This window comes from Mycobacterium sp. G7A2 (genome assembly GCF_041902445.1).
Classification (GTDB): domain Bacteria; phylum Actinomycetota; class Actinomycetes; order Mycobacteriales; family Mycobacteriaceae; genus Mycobacterium.
Genome location: NZ_CP169251.1, coordinates 5,619,628 through 5,635,418 on the forward strand (window position 1 = coordinate 5,619,628; position 15,791 = coordinate 5,635,418).

At 67.6% G+C, this 15,791-nt stretch carries 13 protein-coding genes; 8 read left to right on the forward strand and 5 right to left on the reverse strand.

Annotated elements, in window-relative coordinates; all coding sequences use genetic code 11:
- The first annotated feature begins 75 nt into the window (after positions 1 to 75).
- The 7 genes from ACEWX3_RS26785 to ACEWX3_RS26815 all read left to right on the forward strand — a co-directional run bounded on the left by ACEWX3_RS26785 (position 76) and on the right by ACEWX3_RS26815 (position 6,818).
- Positions 76 to 372 carry a hypothetical protein gene (locus ACEWX3_RS26785; protein WP_152515049.1) on the forward strand — a complete coding sequence of 99 codons (297 nt, stop codon included), beginning with the start codon at positions 76 to 78 and terminating at the stop codon, positions 370 to 372.
- Between the two features lie 63 nt (positions 373 to 435).
- On the forward strand, positions 436 to 1,257 hold the full coding sequence (locus tag ACEWX3_RS26790) for a hypothetical protein (RefSeq protein ID WP_207069317.1): 822 nt from the start codon (positions 436 to 438) through the stop codon (positions 1,255 to 1,257).
- 36 nt (positions 1,258 to 1,293) lie between these two features.
- On the forward strand, positions 1,294 to 3,210 hold the full coding sequence (locus ACEWX3_RS26795; protein WP_207069318.1) for a fumarate reductase/succinate dehydrogenase flavoprotein subunit: 1,917 nt from the start codon (positions 1,294 to 1,296) through the stop codon (positions 3,208 to 3,210).
- Positions 3,211 to 3,214: 4 nt separating this feature from the next.
- Complete coding sequence (locus ACEWX3_RS26800) at positions 3,215 to 3,967, forward strand: succinate dehydrogenase/fumarate reductase iron-sulfur subunit (protein ID WP_207069319.1); 753 nt, start codon at positions 3,215 to 3,217, stop codon at positions 3,965 to 3,967.
- A 51-nt stretch (positions 3,968 to 4,018) separates the two neighbouring features.
- Positions 4,019 to 4,429 carry a hypothetical protein gene (locus ACEWX3_RS26805; protein WP_373889137.1) on the forward strand — a complete coding sequence of 137 codons (411 nt, stop codon included), beginning with the start codon at positions 4,019 to 4,021 and terminating at the stop codon, positions 4,427 to 4,429.
- A gap of 216 nt (positions 4,430 to 4,645) precedes the next feature.
- A complete protein-coding gene (locus ACEWX3_RS26810; RefSeq protein WP_374158201.1) occupies positions 4,646 to 6,460 on the forward strand; it encodes an acyl-CoA dehydrogenase family protein in 1,815 nt (604 codons plus the stop codon).
- 181 nt (positions 6,461 to 6,641) lie between these two features.
- Positions 6,642 to 6,818 carry a hypothetical protein gene (locus tag ACEWX3_RS26815; RefSeq protein ID WP_207068210.1) on the forward strand — a complete coding sequence of 59 codons (177 nt, stop codon included), beginning with the start codon at positions 6,642 to 6,644 and terminating at the stop codon, positions 6,816 to 6,818.
- Positions 6,819 to 6,827: 9 nt separating this feature from the next.
- On the opposite strand, the gene ACEWX3_RS26820 is transcribed toward ACEWX3_RS26815, so the two are convergent.
- Positions 6,828 to 7,331 (reverse strand): flavin reductase family protein, encoded by a 504-nt coding sequence (locus ACEWX3_RS26820; protein WP_374158202.1) that lies wholly within the window; start codon positions 7,329 to 7,331, stop codon positions 6,828 to 6,830.
- Positions 7,332 to 7,440: 109 nt separating this feature from the next.
- Between ACEWX3_RS26820 and ACEWX3_RS26825 the strand changes: the two genes are divergently transcribed.
- Complete coding sequence (locus ACEWX3_RS26825; protein WP_207068207.1) at positions 7,441 to 8,115, forward strand: GAP family protein; 675 nt, start codon at positions 7,441 to 7,443, stop codon at positions 8,113 to 8,115.
- A 9-nt stretch (positions 8,116 to 8,124) separates the two neighbouring features.
- Here ACEWX3_RS26825 and pe read toward each other — a convergent pair whose 3' ends face one another.
- The 4 genes from pe to ACEWX3_RS26845 form a co-directional block, all read right to left on the reverse strand.
- Positions 8,125 to 9,276: an acyltransferase PE gene (pe, locus tag ACEWX3_RS26830; protein WP_207068206.1), complete on the reverse strand. Its 1,152-nt coding sequence runs from the start codon at positions 9,274 to 9,276 to the stop codon at positions 8,125 to 8,127.
- A 37-nt stretch (positions 9,277 to 9,313) separates the two neighbouring features.
- Positions 9,314 to 11,068 carry an AMP-binding protein gene (locus ACEWX3_RS26835; protein WP_374158203.1) on the reverse strand — a complete coding sequence of 585 codons (1,755 nt, stop codon included), beginning with the start codon at positions 11,066 to 11,068 and terminating at the stop codon, positions 9,314 to 9,316.
- A gap of 138 nt (positions 11,069 to 11,206) precedes the next feature.
- Positions 11,207 to 14,224 (reverse strand): RND family transporter, encoded by a 3,018-nt coding sequence (locus tag ACEWX3_RS26840; RefSeq protein WP_374158204.1) that lies wholly within the window; start codon positions 14,222 to 14,224, stop codon positions 11,207 to 11,209.
- A 36-nt stretch (positions 14,225 to 14,260) separates the two neighbouring features.
- Positions 14,261 to 15,682, reverse strand: a complete 1,422-nt coding sequence (locus tag ACEWX3_RS26845; RefSeq protein ID WP_374158205.1) for a condensation domain-containing protein — start codon at positions 15,680 to 15,682, stop codon at positions 14,261 to 14,263.
- Positions 15,683 to 15,791: the final 109 nt, after the last annotated feature.

A 15,791-nucleotide genomic window follows, 5' to 3' on the forward strand; every position in this document is an offset into this window, starting at 1 on the left:
CCATTACTTCGATGATGTGGCTAGCATCGGGTGTCGTAATGTGATTCCTGACACCCTTCAGCCCAAGGAGGTCACTTGTCCAGCACCACCGAACTCGCCGAGCTTCACGATCTCATCGGAAACCTCCGGCGGTGCGTGACATCGCTGGCGTCGCGATACGGGGACAGCCCAGCCACCCGTCGCATCGTCAATGACGCCGAGCGCATCCTCAACGATATCGACCGACTCGACATCGACGCAGAAGAACTGGAGCTGGCGCGCGGGGTGACCCGCCATCAGCACGTCGCCGAGCGCATCCCGATCCCGGATACGCAATACGACACGGACTTCTGGCGCGGCGTCGACGACGAAGGCCTCGGCGGGACGCGCTGAGCTCACGCTGTGCCCGAGGAGGCACACTGAGCACGTGGGACAAAAGAACACCGAAAGGCAAATGTGAGCGCACCCGCCGCCGACCGCAACGCGACCGGCGTCTTCTCTCCTGGTCGTGCCCAGATCTCGCAGCGGACGCTGCGCACCGACAACTGGTGGAAGTCGCCCGTCATCATCGACCTCGGCTTTGCCGCGTTCATCATCTACGCGACGGTGCGGGCGTTCATGCAGAACTGGTACTACGTACCCGAGTACCACTACCTGACGCCGTTCTACTCACCGTGTGTGAGCACCGGCTGCGTCCCGGAGGCCAGCCACTTCGGCCAGTTCCTGCCTGATGTGTGGTGGTTGCCCTATGCGGCGCTGTCGCTACCGTTCCTGCTGCTGTTCCGGCTGACCTGCTACTACTACCGCGGCGCCTATTACCGCACCGTCTGGCAGGCCCCCACGGCGTGCGCGGTGGCCGAACCGCACGCCACCTACACCGGTGAGACCCGCTTCCCGCTGATCATCCAGAACACCCACCGGTACTTCTTCTACATCGCCGCGATCATCTCGATCATCAACACCTACGACGCGATCCTGGCGTTCACCAAGGAAGACGGCAGCTTCGGTTTCGGCCTGGGCAACGTCGTCCTGGTCACCAACGTCGTGCTGTTGTGGGCCTACACGTTGTCGTGTCACTCATGCCGCCACGTCGCCGGCGGCCGGCTCAAGCACTTCTCCAAACACCCTGTGCGCTACTGGCTCTGGACGCAGATCAGCAAGATCAACACCCGGCACAAGACCTTCGCGTGGATCACCCTCGGCACCTTGATGTTCACCGATTTCTACGTGATGGCGCTGGCCGCCGGGTGGTTCCCCGACCTGCGTTTCATTGGCTGACAACTTAATTCCAGGACTAGTTGAGGGTGATTTGTGATGAGTGAGTTGGAACGGCACGAGTACGACGTCGTCGTGATCGGTGCCGGCGGCGCTGGTTTGCGCGCGGTGATCGAGGCACGCGAGCGCGGTCTGCGGGTCGCGGTGATCACCAAGTCGTTGTTCGGCAAGGCGCACACCGTCATGGCCGAGGGCGGCTGCGCGGCCGCCATGCGCAACGTCAACACGAAGGACTCGTGGCAGGTGCACTTCGGTGACACCATGCGCGGCGGCAAGTTCCTCAACAACTGGCGCATGGCGGAACTGCACGCGCAGGAAGCGCCCGACCGGGTGTGGGAGCTCGAGACCTACGGCGCGCTGTTCGACCGCACCAAGGACGGCAAGATCAGCCAGCGCAACTTCGGTGGGCACACCTATCCGCGGCTGGCCCACGTCGGTGACCGCACCGGCCTGGAGATCATCCGCACGCTGCAGCAGAAGATCGTGTCGCTGCAGCAGGAGGACAAGGCCGAACTCGGCGACTACGAGGCCCGGATCCGGGTCTTCCACGAGGTCGCCGTCACCGAGCTGATCCTGGAGAACGGCAAGGTCGCCGGCGCGTTCGGCTACTACCGCGAGACCGGCGAGTTCGTCCTGTTCGAGGCGCCCGCGGTGGTGCTGGCCACCGGCGGCATCGGCAAGTCGTACAAGGTCTCCTCGAACTCCTGGGAGTACACCGGCGACGGCCATGCGCTGGCACTGCGGGCCGGCTCGGCGCTGATCAACATGGAGTTCATCCAGTTCCACCCGACCGGGATGGTCTGGCCGCTGTCGGTCAAGGGCATCCTCGTCACCGAGGGTGTGCGCGGCGACGGCGGAGTGTTGAAGAACTCCGAGGGCAAACGGTTCATGTTCGACTACATCCCCGACGTCTTCAAAGGCCAATACGCCGAGACCGAGGAGGAGGCCGACAAATGGCTCAAGGACAACGACTCCGCCCGGCGCACCCCTGACCTGCTGCCCCGCGACGAGGTCGCCCGGGCGATCAACACCGAGGTCAAGGAAGGCCGCGGAACCCCGCACGGTGGCGTCTACCTCGACATCGCCTCCCGGATGTCGTCCGAGGAGATCAAGCGCCGGCTGCCGTCGATGTATCACCAGTTCATCGAGCTCGCCGAGGTGGACATCACCACCGACGAGATGGAGGTCGGGCCGACCTGCCATTACGTGATGGGCGGGATCGAGGTCGACCCGGACAGCGGCGCCGCAGCGACACCCGGGTTGTTCGCCGCGGGCGAGTGCGCCGGCGGCATGCACGGCTCGAACCGGTTGGGCGGCAACTCGCTGTCGGACCTGCTGGTGTTCGGCCGGCGCGCCGGCCTCGGTGCGGCGGACTACGTGCGGGCGATGTCGGACCGTCCGAAGGTCAGCGACGATTCGGTCGAGAAGGCCACCGCGATGGCACTGGCCCCGTTCGACGGCCCCGGCGACGGCTCGGCACCGGAGAACCCGTACACCCTGCAGCTGGACATGCAGGACACGATGAACAACCTCGTCGGCATCATCCGCAAGTCCGAGGAGATGCAGGAGGCGCTGGACAAACTGCAGGAGCTGCGCCGGCGCTACCGCAACGTCAAGGTCGAAGGGGATCGCAAGTTCAACCCCGGTTGGCATCTGGCGATGGACCTGCGCAACATGCTGCTGGTCAGCGAGTCGGTCGCGAAGTCGGCGATCACCCGCACCGAGAGCCGCGGCGGCCACACCCGCGACGACTACCCCCAGATGGACGCCCAGTGGCGCAATGCCCTGCTGGCGTGCCGCGTCGAGGGCGACGATCCGGTGGTCCCCGACGTCACCGTCGAGAAGCAACGGCAGGTGCCGATGCGACCGGACCTGCTCGAATGTTTCGAGCTCTCCGAACTCGAGAAGTACTACACCGACGACGAGCTCGTCGAACACCCGCAACGGAAGGGCTGAAGCCATGGCTGCATACGACGCGAAGATGCGGGTCTGGCGCGGGGACGCCAGCGGCGGCGAGCTCAAGGACTACACCGTCGAGGTCAACGACGGCGAGGTGGTGCTCGACATCATCCACCGGCTGCAGCAGACGCAGACCGGTGACCTGGCGGTGCGGTGGAACTGCAAGGCGGGCAAGTGCGGGTCGTGTTCGGCCGAGATCAACGGCCGCCCCCGGCTGATGTGCATGACCCGGATGTCCACATTCGGTGAGGACGAGGTCGTCACCGTCACCCCGATGCGGACCTTCCCGGTGATGCGGGACCTGGTGTGCGATGTGTCCTTCAACTACGAGAAGGCGCGCGAGATCCCGTCGTTCACCCCGCCGAAGGACCTGCAGCCCGGCGAGTACCGGATGGCGCAGGAGGACGTGAACCGCTCGCAGGAGTTCCGCAAGTGCATCGAGTGCTTCCTGTGCCAGAACGTCTGCCACGTCAACCGTGACCACGAGGAGAACAAGGAAGCGTTCTCCGGGCCGCGCTACCTGATGCGCCAGGCCGAGTTGGACATGCATCCGCTGGACGTGCACGGCCGGCGGGCTGAGCAGGCGCAGGAAGAGAACGGCCTGGGCTACTGCAACATCACCAAGTGCTGCACCGAGGTCTGCCCCGAGCACATCAAGATCACCGACAACGCGCTGATCCCGATGAAAGAGCGTGCGGCCGACCGCAAGTACGACCCGATCGTGTGGCTGGGAAACAAGCTGTTCCGCAGGTGAGCGCAGGCAGATCAGGTGAAGCCGTTGACCGAGTCTGACGACGACCCGGGCGTGGTGCGTTCGCGCGCTACGTCCGACAGCGTCGGCGTGGCGGGCTCGCTCGTCACAGTGGGCAGCGCCGGAGTCGCCGGGTCCATCGCCACCACCGGGAGCGCCGGCGTTGCGGGCTCGATTGCCACCGCCGGGAGCGCGGGGGTGGCCGGGTCGGTCGCCACGGCAGGCAGTGCCGCGGTCGCCCGCTCGATCGCCACCGCGGGCAGTGCGGCCATCGCGGGCTGCATCCTGACCGTGTTGTCCATCGCGTGCGCCGGCTGCCTGGCCTGCCTGGGCTGCGTCGCGTGCCGTGGCTGCAAGGTGTGCGCCGGATGCGTCAACTGCGAGGGCTGCGTCGGGTGCGTGGGCTGCGTGAACTGCTCCGGGCTGACCAATGCGGTGGGTCTGCGCGACGTCCACGCGGCCTGAGTGCCGTTGATCAAGTGCTCACGAGTGCCCACGAGTTCCGTTGATACTGCGCTCACCGCGGCCTCCACTCGCACTTCGTCGCCGTGGCTGCGGTCTCAACGCCCTTTTCAACCTCAACGCCCTTTTCGATCTCAACGCCCTTTTCGATCGAGGCTGATCCGGCTGTTCTGCGCCATAGCGGCGATCATCTGACCCGGGTTTCTCTAGAGTTCGAGCATGCCGACGACCGCCCGACTGCTGCTCGACCCGAACCGCTTCGACCCGCACCACCTCGATGCGGAGTCGCGGCGGCAGCTGCAGGCCCTGATCGACTGGTTCGAAGAGCGGGGAAAGACCCGCCTGCTGCGTGACGACCTGGAGGCCACGTGGGTGACCGACTTTCTGGACTTCGTCCGGCGTGAGCGACTGTTCGCCACGTTCCTGACCCCGTCGGAGTTCGCCGGCGGCGACCCGAACAAGCGCTGGGACACCTCACGCAACGCGGTCCTCAGCGAGATACTCGGCTTCTACGGGCTGTCGTACTGGTACGCCGAGCAGGTCACGATCCTCGGGCTCGGCCCCATCTGGCAGAGCGACAACGTCAAAGCCAAGGAGAAGGCGGCCGCCCAACTCGACGCCGGCGGCGTCATGGCGTTCGCGCTGTCCGAACGCGAACACGGCGCCGACATCTACAACACCGACATGCTGCTCACGCCCAATACCGATGAGCGCTCGCGCGAAGAGCAGACCGGTACCGATGAGCGCTCGCGCGAAGAGCAGGCCGGTACCGATGAGCACGACGGGGTCGCCTTCCGGGCCACCGGCGAGAAGTACTACATCGGTAACGGCAACGTCGCGGGGATGGTGTCGGTGTTCGGGCGCCGCACCGACGTCGAGGGCGCCGACGGCTACGTCTGGTTCGTCGCCGACAGCGGCCACGAGAAGTACGAGCTGCTCGGCAACGTCGTGCACGGACAGATGTACGTCAGCAACTTCCGGCTGACCGATTACCCGGTGTACGAGGAGGACATCCTGTGCACCGGGCCCGAGGCTTTCTCTGCCGCCCTGAACACCGTCAACGTGGGCAAATTCAACCTGTGCAGCGGCTCGATCGGGATGTGCGAGCACGCCTTCTACGAGGCGATCACCCACGCCAACAACCGCATCCTGTACGGCAACCCGGTCACCGACTTTCCGCACGTGCGGGCCAGCTTCGTCGACGCCTACGCCCGGCTGATCGCGATGAAGCTGTTCAGCGACCGCGCCATCGACTACTTCCGCAGCGCGGGGCCACAGGACCGGCGCTACCTGCTGTTCAACCCGGTGACCAAGTCCAAGGTCACCTCCGAGGGTGAGACGGTGGTGACGCTGCTCTGGGACGTCCTGGCCGCCAAGGGTTTCGAGAAGAACACCTACTTCTGCGAGGTTGCCCGGCTGATCGGGGCGCTCCCCAGGCTCGAAGGCACGGTGCACGTCAACGTCGCCCAGATCCTCAAGTTCATGCCCAACTTCATGTTCAATCCCACCGACTACCCGCCGATCGGCACCCGGCACGACGCGAGCGACGACGTGTTCTTCTGGTCGCAGGGTCCGGCCCGCGGCGCGTCGAAGGTCCAGTTCGCCGACTGGGCCCCGGTGTACGAGAGGCACCTCGACATCCCCAACGTCGCCGTCTTCTACGAGCAGGTGCAGGCGTTCAAGGAACTGCTCTCCACCGCGGCGCCCGACGCCGACCAACAGCGCGACCTGGACTTCGTGCTCGTGGTCGGGCACCTGTTCACGCTGGTGGTGTACGGACAGTTGATCCTCGAGCAGGCCGAGTTGACGGGGCTCGATACCGACTTCCGCGAGCTCGTCGACCAGATCTTCGACGTTCAGGTCCGCGACTTCTCCGCCTACGCCGTCGCGTTGCACGGCAAGCCCAGTTCGACCGCGGCACAGCAGGCGTGGGCGTTGTCGTCGGTCCGGAAGCCGGCCACCGACTCGGCGCGCTTCGACCGGGTGTGGGGCCACGTGCGGGACTACGACGGCGCCTACGCCATGCGCCCCTGACCGTGATCGGCGGCTTCGAGCACTGGGCTCGGGAAGGGTTCGCGATCCAGTAGGAGCAGGGCCGGACGCGCCGCCCCGCGGACCGGCGTCCCGACACGCGCGATCGACACCGACGAGGATTCCCGCACGCCGGTATGGACACCCGGAGCGGGGGTACGCTGCAGGAAGCAGCCAGTCAACGATGAAAGGCAGCATTGTGTCGCTCCAAGCACCCCAGAGCATCAACGACATCCGTACCGCGATCCGCGAACTGAGTGCCCGCGCACAGCTCGCCCGCAAAGAGGGGCGGAGCGCTGATGCCGCCGAACTGGACCGGCGCATCGCGCATTACCGCGAGGAGCTCAGCGCGCGCCCCTGACGCGGGCGGTCAACTGCCCAGCCGGCGAAACGCGCTGCGGTGAAACACGATCGGGGGCACCTCCGGATCGACCCTGATGTCGCAAACACGCAGCACCACGATGGTGTGGTCGCCGGCGGGTACCAGCTGATCGATCGCACTTTCCAGCCACACGCTGGTCCCGTGGACGAACACCGCGCCGCGGTCGGTCGAGGTCGTCTCCAGCCCTGCGAACCGGTCGCCCGTCTTGGCCGCCAGCGTGCGTGCCGCGGCGTCGTGGGATTCACCGAGCACGCTGATGCCCAGATACGGCGCGTCGGCGAGTTTGGGCCAGGTGGTCGACGTGTTCTGCACGCAGAACGACACCAGCGGCGGCTCCAGCGACACCGGGACGAACGTGCTGGCCGCCAGACCGACGCGGGCACCGTCGACCTCCGCCGCGATCGCGATGACCCCGGTGGGGAAATGACCGAAGGCCTCCCGCAACGACGTCGGGTCGAGGCCGGCAGCCGGATGGGTCCCTGAACCACTCATCGTGATCCATCCTCGCACGTGCCGTCGGCGCCGGGTCCGCGGGCGGTAACGTGACGCGCATGCCGAACCCGTCCGCGCGGCGCGGCGCCTAGCGGTACGACGCCTCACCATGTGGATGCCGCTTCTGGCGATGGCCATCGCCGTCAGCGTGGAGCCGTTTCGGATCGGCATGACGGTGGTCATGATCAATCGACCCCGCCCGGGCCTGCAGTTGCTCGCCTTCCTGCTGGGTGGCTTCGCGATGGGCATCGCGGTGGGCGTGGTGGTGCTGTTCATCCTGCGACCCGCGCTGGGGTCGGCGCACTTCACCCTGCCCCGGGTGCAGATCGTGGTGGGCGCGGTGGTGCTGCTCAACGCAGCGCTGGTGGCTGCCGGGGTGATCGGGGGCCGGCGCCGCGACGGAGCCGACAGCCTCCCGGGCCGCCTGGTGGCGCCGCTGATCGCCCGGGCCAAACAGCTGCTCGGCGGCCGCTCGCTGTGGACCGCGGGCGCCGCGGGTCTGGGCATCGCTCTGCCCTCCGTGGACTACCTGGCCGCGCTGGCACTGATCGTGGCCTCCGGCACCGCGGCAACGATCCAGTTCGGAGCCCTGGTGGTGTTCAATGTCGTGGCGTTCGCGCTGGTGGAGATACCGCTGCTGTGCTATCTGGTGGCCCCGAACCGCACCCGGGCCGCCCTGTCGACGCTGTACGACTGGGTGCGGCTGCGGGGCCGATACGGGGTGGCGGCGCTGCTGGTCGTGGTCGGCGCCGTGCTGATCGGGGTGGGGCTGTCCGGGTTGTAGCCGGGCGAACTAGCCGGTCGGCGGGTTGTTCAGCACGTATTGCAGGCCGGAGAGCAACTGCGACACCGGATCCGCGCCACCACCGAACGCGGCCTGCGTGGCCGGGGCGGTGACGGCCGCGGGGTCGTAGCCGTTGACGGGGTCCACGGTGACCGGGGCGGTCGCCGGGTCGTCGTTGCGCGAGTAGCCGGCGTCCACGTACGGCTTGAGCACCGCGTCGAGCTCGATCAACGTCTCCTTGGGCACGCCGAGGTACTTGAACGGCAGCACCAGCGGGAGGTGCTCCTCGGGGATCATGTACGTCGTCGTCGTGGCGCCGCGGGAGTTGACGCTGGTTCGGATGTTCTGCGGCGGCACCATGCTCGGGTCGGTGAACGCCACCGCGGTGTGGCCGGTCGCCAGCCCCACGATCGCGTTGGCCACCGACAGCCAGTTGTCCGGGCGGTCGGGCCAGTCGGCGATGCTGTCGTAGGCGGAGATGAACTGGTAGGTGTCGTACTGGCTCTCCACCGGCGCCGGGATCCGGTAGTCCAGCGAGGGCACCACGCTGCCGACGGGGAAGTTCTGCGTCAGGAAACTCTCGCCGAAGGCGTGGCGCGCCACCGGGTCCCCGTACATGGCAAAGCTCAACTGGTCCGGAGGCGGGGCAGCCGGGTCGTAAGCCAGGCGCGCCTGCACGTCGTTGAGCACCATCGCGCCCTCGGAAAGACCGATCGCGGTGCCCTGTCCGCCCTCCCGGATCGCGGCGATGGTGTCGGGCGAACCGACGTCGACGGACTCGCCGACGCTGGGGCCGTCGAGGCCGAGGCCGGGCACGAAGCGGTCCCCGAAGGCACCGATACCCGGGAAGAGCCGCTCCAGGGTGTGGCCCTGGACCTGGCCGGCCGGGTAGTCGACGATCTGGCGGTCCAGTCCGGGGAACCAGTCCGCGCCGGTGCGCATGATGTATTCGTCGTAGGGGATCCCGAGCACGTGCGCGCCGCCCAACGCGTAGGCGCGTCCCGGGGTGCCCAGCGCCGGTGCCCCACCCGCCTCGGCGGCGGGCCCAGGCGGCGGGGCCGGCGCGGGGCCGGGCTCATCGGCTGCGGCGGTGCCGAACCCGAGCCAGCCCGCGGCGCCGATGGTGCTCAGCGCGGTGCCGAACGCGACCAGACGCCTCACTGCTTCCCCCACCTACTCGGCTGCACTGGCTCAGACCTTACTCCGCCGCGGCGTCGAGCCGGATGAACTCGTTGTTGCGGTACTGCTCGACGCAGGCGGCACGGCGGATCTTGCCGCTGGTGGTCGTCGGGATCGAGCCGGAGGACACCAGCACCAGATCGCCGACGCTCAACCCGTGCGCGGTCGAGATCGCCGCGGTGACCTGACTTCTGACGTCGTCGAACCGGCGGCGTGCGGCGCTGTCGAGGTCGGCCGGCCGCTTGAGCTCGACGACGGCCACCAGTTCCTCGGTGCCGCGCACCGGAACCGAGACCGCTGCCACCCGGCCGCCGGTGATCGCCTGCACCGTCGCCTCGATATCCTCCGGGTAGTGGTTGCGGCCCCGGATGATCAGCAGGTCCTTGATGCGGCCGACGATGAACAGCTCGCCGGCGTGCACGAACCCCAGGTCCCCGGTGCGCAGCCACGGCCCGGCCGGCGTGCCCGGCGACGGGTCGACGATCGTCGCGCCGAAGCCGACCTGCTCGGCGGGCGGGCGCCCCCAGTACCCGTCGGCGACGTTGTCGCCGTGCACCCAGATCTCGCCGACGGCGTCCGCAGCGCATTCGCGTCCGGACTCGCCGTCGACGATGCGCACCGTCGGGGACTGCGGCACCCCGTACCGGACAAGCGCGGTGCCCTGTCCCGCCGGGCACGGCCGCACCTCACGCTGCGCCAACGCCTCGGCGTCGAAGAACGCCGCCGGCGCCGACTCGTCCCACGTTCCCGTCGCCACGAACACCGTCGCCTCGGCCAGACCGTAGGCCGGGCGCATCATGTGGTCGCGGAAGTCGAAGTGGGCGAACCGGTCGACGAAGCGGTGCAGGGTGGCCGGCTCGACCCGTTCGGCGCCACTGATGATGCCCACCACCCCGCCCAGGTCCAGACCGGCGAGATCGGTGTCGGTGGTCTTGCGGGCCGCCATGTCGAACGCGAAGTTCGGCGCCGACGACCACGCGTGCGGGTTCTCGGCGAGAGCGCGCACCCAGCGCGACGGCTTCTCCAGGAACGCCACCGGACTCATCAGCTGCGCGCGCCGGCCGCACAGGATCGGGGCGCACACCCCCAGTACCAGGCCCATGTCGTGATAGAAGGGCAGCCACGACACCAGCGTGGCGTCCGGGGGCAGCGGCGCGGCCGCGAAGAAGCTGCGCATCAGCTGCTCGAAATTCACGGTCAGGTTGCGGTGCGAGAGCATCACCCCGGTCGGTTGACGCGTCGAACCCGAGCTGTACTGCAGATACGCCAGGCTCTGCGCGCCAACAGGTTCCAGCCCCGCTCCGACCGGATCGGCGTCCAGGTCCAGCCCGTCGATCTCGACGAGCTGCGGCGGCGAAGCCAGGTCGGCCTTCGCCACGTAGTCACCGACGTCGACCGCGGCCGCCGACGTCGTCAGCACCACCGCGGGCTCGGTGTCGGTGAGCACCGCACCGACGCGTTCGTGACCCGACCCCGGGAACGGCAGCGGCAACGGCACCGCGACCAGACCGGCCTGCAGCGCACCCAGGAACGCCAGGATGTACTCCAGGCCCTGCGGGGCCAGGATCACCGCCCGGTCGCCGGCCGATCCGTGCCGCCGCAGCTGCCCGGCCACGTTCATCGTCCGTCGCGCCAGCTGCGACCACGTCAGACTCTCCGCGACGCCGGCGGGGTCGCGGTCGTAGTGGGTGAACGTGAACGCGATCTCGTCGGGACGCAGGCTGGCACGCCCGTGCAACATCGACAGGAGCGTCGACTCAGACGGTGTTGTCACGATGGGTCCGTATCAGCTCGTCGAGTCATGAGTGGTGGCACAGGGTCATCAGGGGTGGCACAGGGTCATCAGGGGTTGCACAGGGGTGGGCCTCGGTCTCGTAGTTTCACATGGATCGCGCAGCACTGCCGACCTCGGTCAGTCGATCTCTGCCGGCGCCCGCGACGCCGACCGGCGCGGTCCGGTCTGCGGGGGCTTGGACGGCCACCAGTTCGCCTTGCCGACCAGCGCGGCGATGGCGGGCACCGTGATGGTGCGGACGACGAACGTGTCCAGCAGGATGCCGACCCCGATCACGAACCCGCCCTGAACCACGATGCCGATGCTGGAGAACAACAGCCCGGCCATCGACGCCGCGAAGATCAGCCCCGCCGCGGTGATCACCCCGCCGGTGGACCCCAGGGTGCGGATGACGCCGTAGCGCACGCTGTGCGGCGACTCGTCGCGCATCCGCGACACGAACAGCATGTTGTAGTCCGCGCCGACGGCCACCAGCACCACGAACGCCAGCGGCGGCACGCTCCAATGCAGTTGCTGATCCAGGAGCACCTGGAAGAACAGCACACCGATGCCGATGGCCGCGAAATAGGACAACACCACCGAGCCCACCAGGTAGAAGGGCGCGACCAACGAACGCAGCAGCACCATCAACGTCAGCAGCACGACGATCAACGTCACGATGATGATGAAGCGGATGTCGCGCTCGTAGTAGTCGCGGGTGTCGCGCAGCGCGGCGGGGAAGCCCCCCATCGAGATCGACGCGTCGGACAGGGTGGTGTTGGGCTGCGCGCCGCGGGCGACGTCACTGATGACGTCGACCTGGTCCATCGCCTCCGGGCTGAACGGATTCAGCTCGGTCTGCACCAGGTAGCGCGCCGATCGGCCGTCCGGGGACAGGAACGCCTCGGCGGCCTGCTGGAACTCCACGGCGTTGAGCACCTCGGCAGGAATGTTGAACCCGGCCATCGTCGAACCCGACGCCTCGGCGCGCATCGTCAGCAGGAACGCCGAGGCCTGATCCAGACCGGCGGCCATCACCTTGATCTGTTCGACGAGCTGATCGACGCCACCCGCCACCTGACGGCTGCCGTCGGCCAGCCGGTCGGCGCCGTCCCGCACGTCGGCCAGCCCGGCCTGCGCGCCGGCGGGCGAGTCCAGCCCCAGGTCGGCTGCGGCCGCGGTCAGCGTGGCGAGCGCGTCGTTGAGCTTGTTCACGGTGGCGGTCAGGCTCTGCCGGTCGTCGACGCCCTGCAGCTCGCCGGCCAGCTGGTTGATCTCGTCGACGCGACCGTCGTTGCGGGCGGCGATCACCTTCTCGAACTGGGCGCGGGTCTCGACGCAGGACGGGTTGGCGTCGCACACCCGGTTGCCCTGCAGCGCCGTCAGCACCGGACCGATCCAGGCGAACATGTCGCGCACGGCCCGGAAGTTGACCCCCATCGACAGGCCCAGCTTGTTGACGCTGTCGACGAGCTTGGCCGCGGTTTCGACGTCGCGCACGAGCTTCTCGCCGCCGTACTCGGCGCGCACCGACGAGAACGTGCCGATCAGGCTCTGCAGGCTGGGCGCGATCTCGTCGACCTGGGCACGCACGTCGTCGAGGGTGTCGGCCAGCGTGTTCGCCCCGTCGGCGAGTTCGTTGAGGTCCCCGGAGCGTTCCCCGATCTGGGCGGAACCCGCGGCCAGCCGGTCACCGACGATGCCCGCCTGGAACGTCGCCCGGAACTCCGGGGGCACCTCACCCAGCGGGCGGGTGACGCCCATGACCCGGGCGACGTCGGGCAGCTGGGCGATGCGGGAGGCCATCTGCTCCAGGTCGGCCAGCGCCTGGGGGGTGCGCAGATCGTGCGGCGATTGGACGAGCACGTACTGCGGGATCGACTGGCTGATCGGGAAGTGGCGTTCCAGGGCGGCGTAGCCGACCGAGCTGGGCGCGGAGTCCGCGACGGCCTTGCGGTCGTCGTAGTTGAAGGTGGCCAGCGTCGCGCCACCGGCCAGCAGCGCGAGCACCAGCACGCTGGCGACCAGGTGGGGCACCGGCCGCCGGACGATGCGGATCCCGGAACGGCGCCAGAACCGGGCGGTCAGTTCCCGGCGCGGTTTGACCCAGCCGCGCGGCCCGGCCAGTACCAGGATCGCCGGCAGCAGCGTCACCCCGGCCAGGTAGGCGACACCGATGCCGATCGCCGCCGACACCCCGATGGTGCGGAACACCCCCATCTGGGCGAAGCTCATGACGAGAAACGTGATGCCCACCGTGAGCGCCGACGCGGTGATGACCTTGCCGATGGAGATCATCGCCCGGGTGACCGCCTGGTCGTAGCCGGCGCCGGAACGCAGATAGTCGTGGTAGCGGCTGATCAGGAACACCGCGTAGTCCGTCCCGGCGCCGGCCATGATCGCGCTGAGGAACACGATCGACTGGTTGGACACCCCCGAGCCCGTCAGCTGCGAGTAGCCGGCCACCACGGCCTGCGCGATCAGCAGCGACGACCCGATGGTCACCAGCGGCAACAGCATGGTCAGCGGATTGCGGTAGACCAGCAGCAGCACGCCCAGCACCAGCACCGCGATGGCGATCTCGATGGGCAACCGGTCCTGTTGGCCGGCCACGGTCAGGTCGGCGACGGTGGCCGCGGGCCCGGTGACATAGACGTCCAGACCGTCGCCCGAGGCGCCGGTGGCGGAGTGGTGGTCGATGATCGTCGACACCCGGTTGAACGACTCGTAGGACCGGGGGGTGCCCAATTCGCCGTCGAGACTGACCGGCAGCACCCAGGTCGTCTTGTCCTCGCTGGTCATGAACTGGCGCAGCTGCGGGGTGCTGATGAAGTCCTGCACCGACACCACGTCGGTGATGTCGTCACGCAATGCGTCCACCACGTCGCGGTAGACCGCTTCGTCGTCTCGAGTCAGCCCGGACTCGTTGATGAACGCGACGACCATCAGGTTGTCCGAGCCGGTTTCACCGAACGCCTCGGCCATCTTGGTGGCGGTGACGCTCGACGGCGCGTCGCTGGGCAGGATGACCAGGGGGTGCCGCTCGGCCATCTCGCCGAGCGAGGGAAACGTCAGCGGCAGCGCGAGCGCCATCGCCACCCAGACCCCGATCACGGCCCAGGGCCAGCGCACCACGACGCCGGCTAGTTTCCGCATGTCACCTGCATGTCGCTCTCATCTCGCTGCGCCCCGTCAGGCGACGCGTCCCCAATGACCGTTGTCGGCGACCTGCCCGCACACCGACCGCATCGCCTGCAGATAACGCGTGACGGACTTCTCGGCGACCGGATTGTCCGGATGCATGATGGCCATCACCGTGCCCTCGCCGTAGCGGAATATGTAAATCGTCAGTTGATACGAGAACCGGCCGTCGGGGTAGATGCCGATGTTGTCGGCCAGGCCCATGTCACCGGCGGCGAGAATGGCGTTGAGCGGAGCGGCGCCGCCATGCAGGAAATTCGAGACCGGGAAATTCGGCTGCGGCCATTTCAACCACGGCGCCAACTCGAGCACCCGGTAATACGGCACCTTCGCCATGTTCAAACCGGAATCGAACGACGACTGGGCCGACCACGCGGCTTCGCCGAATGACGCCGCCCCGATCGGCACCGTGATCGGGATGAGCCCGGTGAACCATCCCTGGGTCATGAAATTGTCTCCGGCGTTGCGCGAATCCCGCGGAGTCAACCCGTAATAGGTCAGCGTGCCGGTCAATTCGTGCTCGACCTGAGCGAGGCAGGCGAACAATCCGCCCACGAAACGCGCACCCGCGCCGGCACAGGCGGCATCGAAACGTTCCGTCTGCGCTGCGTCCATCAGCACTTCTGACGTCATTCTGCTGCTCACCGATTCCTGCGGGTCACCCAGGGGCAACGGGAATTCGGGGAAACCGCCGTCGTTGTTCTCGGCGAAATCGATCCACGCCTGCACGCCGGGAGAATCCACATCCAGATCCGCGGTGTATTCGCGTTCGCGGACGCAGAATGCGTCGAAACTGCCGGCGTCGGGAAGGGTGAGCGCCGATCCGCCGCCACTGAGCGCCGAATACATTCCGTTGGCTTCCAGCATCGTGGTACCGATCAGGGTGGCGTCGCCGTGGACGTGGTCCATGGACGCGAAGAACGTGAAGAATTCGTCGTTCTGAATGACCCCGAACGTGAAGCAACCCCATTCCAACGGATTCGGGATGGCCACCACGTGCTCGTGAATCTGCTCGACGGTCATCTCACCGTGCTCGATCGGCACGAATTCGATGTCGGCCGGATCCTCGAGCGCGTGCCGGATGAATTCGTTGTCACCGACATGTCTGAACCAGCTGCGAAAAGTGTCGTGCCGGCGCAGGTAGGCGTTGACGGCATGGTCCATCGCCGCGATGTCACACTGGCCCGCGACGTCACAGCTGGCGATGATCTGGCGGGAGAAGTTCAATCCCGCCGCGGCACGGTCACAGTAGTTACGAAGATGCTGGCCCTGCATGTAGCTGACCGGCACCGAACTGACGGGCGCCTGCCGGGCCTTGTCCTGCGCTTCCGCCGTCGGATGCCATGAGACGACAGCACCCGGGGTCAGCGACCATTCGTCAAGTCCGCCAACCGTGATCTTGCCGATGCGCAAAACTCGACCCTCCCGAATACACCCCGCTCAGTCGACCCCGGAACCGGCGCCGACTACTGCTCGATCAACATACCGGTGCCGCCGTTCCGCGCCGCCCCAGCCCGGGACA